Source organism: Buttiauxella cochleicola, from assembly GCF_021283185.1.
GTDB lineage: Bacteria > Pseudomonadota > Gammaproteobacteria > Enterobacterales > Enterobacteriaceae > Buttiauxella > Buttiauxella massiliensis.
Map to the genome: position 1 here is coordinate 19,155 of NZ_JAJSOS010000021.1, position 8,264 is coordinate 27,418.

Annotated in this window: 8 protein-coding genes; all 8 read right to left on the reverse strand. The window is 49.5% G+C overall.

Annotated features, from left to right (window positions below; all coding sequences use genetic code 11):
* Positions 1 to 54 precede the first annotated feature (54 nt).
* Complete coding sequence (rpoB, locus tag LVQ76_RS21625; RefSeq protein WP_151996064.1) at positions 55 to 4,083, reverse strand: DNA-directed RNA polymerase subunit beta; 4,029 nt, start codon at positions 4,081 to 4,083, stop codon at positions 55 to 57.
* Positions 4,084 to 4,408: 325 nt separating this feature from the next.
* Positions 4,409 to 4,774 carry a 50S ribosomal protein L7/L12 gene (rplL, locus tag LVQ76_RS21630; protein ID WP_064515273.1) on the reverse strand — a complete coding sequence of 122 codons (366 nt, stop codon included), beginning with the start codon at positions 4,772 to 4,774 and terminating at the stop codon, positions 4,409 to 4,411.
* A 66-nt stretch (positions 4,775 to 4,840) separates the two neighbouring features.
* A complete protein-coding gene (gene rplJ, locus LVQ76_RS21635; RefSeq protein ID WP_034461803.1) occupies positions 4,841 to 5,338 on the reverse strand; it encodes a 50S ribosomal protein L10 in 498 nt (165 codons plus the stop codon).
* Positions 5,339 to 5,633: 295 nt separating this feature from the next.
* The gene (gene rplA / locus LVQ76_RS21640; RefSeq protein ID WP_034461804.1) at positions 5,634 to 6,338 is read right to left on the reverse strand and encodes a 50S ribosomal protein L1; all 705 of its coding nucleotides are present in this window, start codon (positions 6,336 to 6,338) and stop codon (positions 5,634 to 5,636) included.
* Between the two features lie 3 nt (positions 6,339 to 6,341).
* Positions 6,342 to 6,770 carry a 50S ribosomal protein L11 gene (gene rplK, locus LVQ76_RS21645; RefSeq protein WP_120066378.1) on the reverse strand — a complete coding sequence of 143 codons (429 nt, stop codon included), beginning with the start codon at positions 6,768 to 6,770 and terminating at the stop codon, positions 6,342 to 6,344.
* Between the two features lie 159 nt (positions 6,771 to 6,929).
* A complete protein-coding gene (gene nusG, locus LVQ76_RS21650; protein ID WP_034461806.1) occupies positions 6,930 to 7,475 on the reverse strand; it encodes a transcription termination/antitermination protein NusG in 546 nt (181 codons plus the stop codon).
* Position 7,476: 1 nt separating this feature from the next.
* The gene (secE, locus tag LVQ76_RS21655) at positions 7,477 to 7,860 is read right to left on the reverse strand and encodes a preprotein translocase subunit SecE (RefSeq protein WP_151996063.1); all 384 of its coding nucleotides are present in this window, start codon (positions 7,858 to 7,860) and stop codon (positions 7,477 to 7,479) included.
* Positions 7,861 to 8,094: 234 nt separating this feature from the next.
* The coding region (locus LVQ76_RS21660) for an EF-Tu C-terminal domain-related protein (protein ID WP_491009102.1) at positions 8,095 to 8,264 on the reverse strand (170 nt) is incomplete at its 5' end.

The following is an 8,264-nucleotide window of genomic DNA, read 5'->3' on the forward strand; positions in this document are numbered from 1 at the left end:
GAGACGTCCGGTGTGACCCGGACATCCTGTAACCAGTACAGCAGATACGAGTGATTACTCGCCTTCCAGCTCGATGTTAATACCCAGCGAACGGATTTCTTTCAACAGTACGTTGAAGGATTCCGGCATGCCTGGTTCCATCTGATGGTTACCATCCACGATGTTTTTATACATCTTGGTACGGCCATTAACGTCATCAGACTTAACAGTCAGCATTTCTTGCAAGGTATAAGCAGCACCGTATGCTTCCAGTGCCCACACTTCCATCTCACCGAAGCGTTGACCACCGAACTGAGCTTTACCACCCAACGGCTGCTGAGTAACAAGGCTGTAAGAACCGGTAGAACGCGCATGCATTTTGTCATCAACCAAGTGGTTCAGTTTCAGCATGTACATGTAACCTACGGTTACTGGACGCTCAAACTGCTCACCGCTACGGCCATCAAACAGAGTGATCTGACCGGAAGTCGGCAGGCCACCCAGTTGCAACAGCTCTTTGATTTCCGACTCTTTTGCACCGTCGAATACCGGAGTAGCAATCGGCATACCTTTTTTCAGGTTCTCAGCCAGACGCAGAACTTCATCGTCGGTGAAGGTGTTCAAGTCAACTTTCTGACGAACATCTGAACCCAGGTCGTATGCTTTCTGGATAAATTCGCGCAGCTTGGAAACTTCTTCGTGCTTCTTCAGCATAGCGTTGATTTTCTCGCCGATGCCTTTAGCAGCCATACCCAAGTGGGTTTCCAGAATCTGACCGATGTTCATACGAGATGGTACGCCCAGCGGGTTCAGTACGATGTCTACCGGCGTGCCGTTTTCATCGTAAGGCATATCTTCGATCGGGTTGATCTTGGAGATAACACCTTTGTTCCCGTGACGACCTGCCATCTTGTCACCAGGTTGGATCTGACGTTTAACGGCCAGATACACTTTAACGATTTTCAGCACGCCAGGTGCCAGGTCATCGCCCTGAGTGATTTTGCGGCGCTTAGCTTCAAGTTTCTTCTCAAACTCGTGCTTCAGCTCGTCGTACTGCTCTGCCAGCTGTTCGAGCTGGTTTTGCTTCTCTTCGTCAGTCAGACCCAGTTCCAACCAGCGATCGCGTGGCAATTTGTCGAGCTTCTCAGCTTCAACACCGCCAGCAACCAGCACAGCATGGATACGAGCAAACAAACCAGCTTCAAAGATTTGCAGTTCTTCAGTCAGGTCTTTCTTCGCCTGCTTCAGTTGCATTTCTTCGATTTCCAGCGCGCGCTTGTCTTTTTCCACGCCATCGCGGGTAAAGACTTGCACATCGATGATGGTGCCGGAAACACCGTTTGGTACGCGCAGAGAAGAGTCTTTAACGTCAGACGCTTTCTCACCGAAGATTGCACGCAGCAGTTTCTCTTCTGGAGTCAGCTGGGTTTCACCTTTAGGCGTTACCTTACCAACCAGAATGTCACCACCGGTCACTTCAGCACCGATATAAACGATACCGGATTCATCCAGTTTGGAGAGAGCTGCTTCACCCACGTTAGGGATGTCTGCAGTGATCTCTTCAGGCCCAAGCTTAGTGTCACGAGACACACATGCCAGTTCCTGGATGTGAATAGTTGTGAAACGATCTTCCTGAACAACACGCTCGGATACGAGGATGGAGTCTTCGAAGTTGTAACCGTTCCACGGCATGAACGCTACGCGCATGTTCTGGCCAAGAGCCAGTTCACCGAGGTCAGTAGACGGACCGTCTGCCAACACATCGCCACGTTCAACAGGTTCGCCCAGAGAAACACATGGCATCTGGTTGATGCAGGTGTTCTGGTTCGAACGGGTGTATTTGGTCAGGTTGTAGATGTCGATACCAGCTTCACCAGCCAGCATTTCGTCTTCGTTAACTTTGATAACGATACGAGACGCATCAACGTACTGAACAGTACCGCCACGTTTAGCAACCGCAGTAACACCGGAGTCAACGGCAACAGCACGTTCCATGCCAGTACCAACCAACGGCTTATCAGCACGCAGAGTTGGAACGGCCTGACGTTGCATGTTCGCACCCATCAATGCACGGTTGGCGTCATCGTGTTCCAGGAACGGGATCAGGGACGCACCGACGGAAACTACCTGTTGGGTAGAAACGTCCATGTAGTCAACCTGGTCGTTGCTGAACAAGCTGGATTCGCCTTTGCTACGGCAAGTTACCAGGTCGTCTACGAAACGGCCTTCTTCGTCCAGATTGGTGTTAGCCTGAGCGATAACGTAGTTACCTTCTTCAATTGCAGAAAGGTAATGGATTTCGTCAGTTACAACACCTTCAACAACGCGACGATACGGAGTTTCTAAGAAACCGTATTCGTTAGTCTGTGCATAAACAGACAGGGAGTTGATCAGACCGATGTTCGGACCTTCAGGAGTTTCGATTGGACATACACGACCGTAGTGGGTTGGGTGTACGTCACGTACTTCGAAGCCTGCACGCTCACGGGTCAAACCACCCGGGCCAAGTGCGGAGATACGACGCTTGTGCGTAATCTCAGACAACGGGTTGTTCTGGTCCATGAACTGAGACAGCTGGCTGGAACCGAAGAACTCTTTGACCGCAGCAGAGATAGGCTTGGCGTTGATCATATCCTGAGGCATCAGGGTATCGAGGTCGCCCAAAGACAGACGCTCTTTAACCGCACGCTCTACACGTACCAGGCCAACGCGGAATTGGTTTTCCGCCATTTCGCCTACGGAACGGATACGACGGTTGCCGAGGTGGTCGATATCATCCACTTCGCCCTGACCGTTACGAATACCGATCAGCTTACGCATAACCTGGATGATGTCGTCTTTGCTCAGGATGCCTGAACCTTCGATTTCATCACGCAGCAGAGAACGGTTGAACTTCATACGACCAACCGCAGACAAGTCATAACGGTCTTCAGAGAAGAACAGGTTCTCGAACAGGTTTTCAGCTGCTTCGCGAGTTGGTGGCTCGCCAGGACGCATCATGCGATAGATTTCAACCAGCGCGCTCAGGCGATCGCTGGTTGGGTCGACACGGATGGTCTCAGAAATGTATGCACCGTGATCCAGGTCGTTGGTAAACAGCGTTTCGATACGCTTATGACCACACTGGCTCAGTTTAGCTAACAGATCCAAAGACAGTTCCATGTTCGCCGGGCAAATCAGTTCGCCAGTCGATGCATCAACGTAGTCTTTAGCCGCAACTTTACCAGCAATGTATTCAACCGGAACTTCGATAAGCTTGATATCGTCTTTTTCCAGCTGACGAATATGGCGCGCAGTAATACGGCGGCCTTTTTCGACATAGATCTTGCCGTCAGCTTCGATGTCAAAGGATGCAGTCTCACCACGAAGGCGTTCTGGCACCAATTCCATCTGCAGCTTGTTGTCACGGATTTCGAAATTAACTTTCTCAAAGAACAGATCAAGAATCTGCTCAGTGGTGAACTGTAACGCACGCAGAATAATGGTCGCTGGTAATTTACGGCGACGGTCAATACGTACGAACAAGTTGTCTTTCGGGTCGAATTCGAAATCCAGCCAGGAACCACGGTAAGGGATGATACGTGCGTTATACAGCACCTTCCCAGAAGAGTGGGTTTTACCTTTGTCACTATCAAAGAACACACCTGGGCTACGGTGTAACTGAGAAACGATAACGCGCTCAGTACCGTTAATAACGAAGGTGCCGTTATCTGTCATGAGTGGAATTTCACCCATGTAAACTTCTTGTTCTTTAATATCTTTAACGGTGCCTTCCGGCGCTTCACGCTCGTAGATCACCAGACGCAGTTTAACGCGCAGGGGAGCGGAATACGTCACGCCGCGGATCTGACATTCTTTAACGTCAAATACCGGCTCACCCAGACGATAGCTCACATATTGCAGCTCAGAGTTACCGCTGTAGCTTGCAATAGGGAACACGGAACGGAAAGCTGCTTCCAGACCGTACTGGCCTTCAGGATCTTGCTCGATAAACTTCTGGAACGAGTCAAGCTGGATAGAAAGGAGATAAGGAATGTCCAAAACTTGTGGACGTTTTCCAAAATCCTTACGAATACGTTTTTTCTCGGTATAGGAGTAAACCATTAGGGTTCCTCAGCTCGCTGACAAGTCGACCCATCTGCCCGACAAGGGGACAGTTTGTGCAACACTATTTTGTGGACCGGAAAGTGGAACACTCTCCGCAATACCTGTTTCTATCACTCTTAAACCATTTCGCCACGCTTTACCCCGGAACTCCCGGTGTAGAAAGTCGTAGTATATTAAGGCGTAGATAGAGACAAACATTGAAAGGAAACCAGCAGTCAAACAGTGTGAAACGCTACTGGTACCCTACAGCGCAAAAAGGCTGGTGACTAAAAAGTCACCAGCCATCAGCCTAATTTCTCAGGCTGCAACCGGAAAGGTTGGCTTATTTAACTTCAACTTCAGCGCCAGCTTCTTCCAGAGTTTTCTTCAGAGATTCTGCGTCATCTTTGCTCACGCCTTCTTTCAGCGCAGCTGGAGCGGATTCAACCAGGTCTTTAGCTTCTTTCAAGCCCAGGCCAGTTGCGCTACGTACTGCTTTGATAACTGCAACTTTGTTAGCGCCAGCAGCTTTCAGAATAACGTCGAACTCAGTTTTCTCTTCTACAGCTTCAGCAGCAGCAGCAGGGCCTGCAACAGCAGCAGCAGCGGAAACACCGAATTTTTCTTCCATTGCAGAAATCAGTTCAACAATGTCCATTACAGACATAGCGGATACTGCTTCAATGATTTGATCTTTAGTGATAGACATAACAATTGTTCCTGAAAATCAGAATAAGTTTATACGTAAGCAGATGCGTTAGAAAGGAAAGCGCTATTAAGCAGCTTCTTTCTGATCGCGTACAGCAGCCAGAGTGCGAACCAATTTGCCTGCAGAGGCTTCTTTCATGGTTGCCATCAGGCGTGCGATTGCTTCTTCGTAAGTTGGCAGAGTTGCCAGGCGATCGATCTGGGCCGCCGGGATCAGCTCACCTTCAAAGGCTGCAGCTTTAACCTCGAATTTTGCATTCGCTTTAGCGAATTCTTTGAACAGACGAGCAGCTGCGCCCGGGTGTTCCATAGAATATGCAATCAAGGTTGGACCAACAAACGTGTCTTTCAGGCACTCAAACTGAGTACCTTCAACAACGCGGCGCAGCAAGGTGTTACGAACAACACGCATGTAAACGCCAGCTTCACGACCTGCTTTACGCAGTTCAGTCATTTTACCTACGGTCACGCCACGGGAATCCGCAACAACCGCAGACAGCGCACCTTTGGCTACTTCGCTGACTTCAGCAACAATCGCTTGTTTGTCTTGAAGATTTAAAGCCATTAGCTTTGCTCCTGGATATTAGCCGGGGTTTCCCCCGGAACTCACTTCATTCATTACCAAAACGATAATGAACGTCGACATACGGTGAGCAGAAACAAGCCAAAGACTATCAAAAATATTCTTCAGGTTCTGTCACCGTCTACGCAGGCAATTAAGTCTCTTGCGAAACACCTGCGGTCTTGGACGGAGGCCTGGATAAGGCCAGGCTCCAACCGAAAATTCTTTGTGCCCTGCATTGCAAGGCAACGGGCGTAAGATTTTAGACTAATCTTTCGCCCGCGTAAAGCAGTGAATCTTAGTTCACTACTGCGCTCAGACCAGATTGGTCGACCGCAACACCTGCACCCATAGTGGTAGACAGGCTAACTTTCTTAATGAAAACGCCTTTAGCTTGAGATGGTTTAGCTTTTTTCAGCGCAACCAGCAGAGCTTCCAGGTTTTCTTTCAGTTTGTCAGTGTCAAAATCCACTTTACCGATGGTGGTGTGAATGATGCCGTTTTTGTCGTTACGGTAACGAACCTGACCAGCTTTAGCGTTCTTAACCGCTTCAGCAACGTTAGGAGTTACAGTACCAACTTTCGGGTTAGGCATCAGGCCACGTGGACCCAGAACCTGGCCCAGTTGACCAACAACGCGCATTGCATCTGGAGATGCGATAACAACGTCAAAGTTCATTTCGCCTTTTTTGATCTGGTCAGCCAGATCTTCCATACCTACCAGCTCAGCGCCAGCAGCTTTAGCTGCTTCAGCGTTAGGGCCTTGGGCAAATACGGCTACGCGAACTGAACGGCCAGTACCGTGCGGCAGTACAGTTGCACCACGTACGTTCTGGTCAGATTTACGAGCGTCAATGCCGAGGTTTACAGCAACGTCAACGCTTTCTACGAATTTCGCAGTGGCCAGCTCTTTGAGCAGAGCAACGGCTTCGTTGATGTCATACTGTTTAGTTGCATCAACTTTGTCACGGATCACGCGCATGCGCTTGGTCAGTTTAGCCATTTCTTAATCCTCCACTACCAGGCCCATGGAACGAGCAGTACCTTCGATGGAGCGAGTCATCGCTTCAACGTCAGAACCAGTCATGTCCGCAGCTTTGGTTTCTGCGATTTCACGCACCTGAGCACGGGTCACTTTACCCACTTTGTCTTTGTTCGGCTTACCGGAACCAGACTTGATACCTGCAGCTTTCTTCAACAGAACAGCAGCCGGTGGAGTTTTAGTAACGAAAGTGAAAGAACGGTCAGCATAAACGGTAATAACAACCGGAATTGGCAGACCTTTCTCCATAGATTCAGTTTTGGCGTTAAACGCTTTACAGAATTCCATGATGTTAACACCTTGCTGACCCAGAGCTGGACCAACTGGTGGACTTGGGTTCGCCATACCAGCTGCAACTTGCAACTTGACGTAGGCTTGTACTTTCTTAGCCATCTTAATTTCCTCTAGTGGGTTATAGCGCCTTAAACAATGAAGGCTCCCCGTGAATAATTCGTTCTACGCGCACAAGACGCATAAAAACAAAAGGCGCGAAATTGTATTCCAATCTCGCGCCCTGTGCAACGATTAATCGCTGCTTTTACAACCTAATTACTAGGCTTTCTCTACTTGAGCAAAATCAAGCTCAACCGGTGTAGCACGACCGAAGATAGATACAGAAACCTTCAAGCGGCTCTTTTCGTAATCTACTTCTTCAACTACACCGTTAAAGTCAGCAAATGGACCATCGCTGACACGTACCATCTCGCCTGGTTCAAACAGCGTTTTCGGACGCGGCTTATCACCAACCTGCTGCAGGCGGTTCATAATCGCATCAACTTCTTTGTCACTGATTGGTGCAGGACGGTCAGAAGTACCGCCAATGAAACCCATCACGCGCGGAACGCTACGCACTAAGTGCCAGCTCGCGTCATTCATAACCATCTGGACCAGAACATAGCCCGGGAAGAATTTACGTTCGCTTTTGCGACGTTGGCCACCACGGATTTCGACCACTTCTTCGGTCGGGACCATGACTTCACCAAACAACTCTTCCATGTTGTGCAATTTGATATGCTCACGCAGCGATGTTGCTACGCGGCCTTCAAAACCGGAAAACGCCTGAACGACGTACCAGCGCATTTTAGGGGCTTCAGACATCTCAGAACCTCAGGCCAGTAATAAAAGAAACCAGGCGGACGAGAATACCATCCAGCCCCCACAGAATCAGTGACATTACAGCTGTAACTGCTGCCACGATTAAGGTGGTGTGTAAAGTCTCCTGGCGAGTTGGCCAAATCACTTTACGAACTTCGGTTCTCGCTTCGCGGGCGAAAGCAACTGTTGCTTTGCCTTTCGTCGTTAACAGCGCGACACCACCCGCTGCAGCAATCAGAACAACCACTGCCAGGGCACGCAGAGGCAGAGATACATCACGATAAATGTAGTTGCCCACGATCGCCGCAATCAGCAGAGCAGCAACTGCCAGCCACTTCATCGCTTCCAGGCCGCGCCCGCTTCCTTGAGCTTCGGTATTCGCACTCATAAACCAACCCGTCACAATAATTCAGACAAACATTTTTGCCCCGCATACGCGAGGCAAAACCAGACCGAATGGCTCTTTTCAGGCACTATTCGGTATAACGCTATCTTCAGAGCCTGTCTCAGCAATGATTATGAGTAAAAAATCACTGATGAGCCAGGTTCTGGACAGAGAGCGTGCAAAAAGGGCATCAAATGATGCCCTTTTCATGCGTGTTGCGTCAAATGTTATCAGCGATTAAGCGATAACTTTAGCAACAACGCCCGCGCCTACAGTACGACCGCCTTCACGGATTGCGAAACGCAGACCGTCGTCCATCGCGATTGGGTGGATCAGGGTAACAACCATTTTGATGTTGTCGCCCGGCATTACCATCTCAACGCCTTCTGGCAGTTCGATGGTGCCAG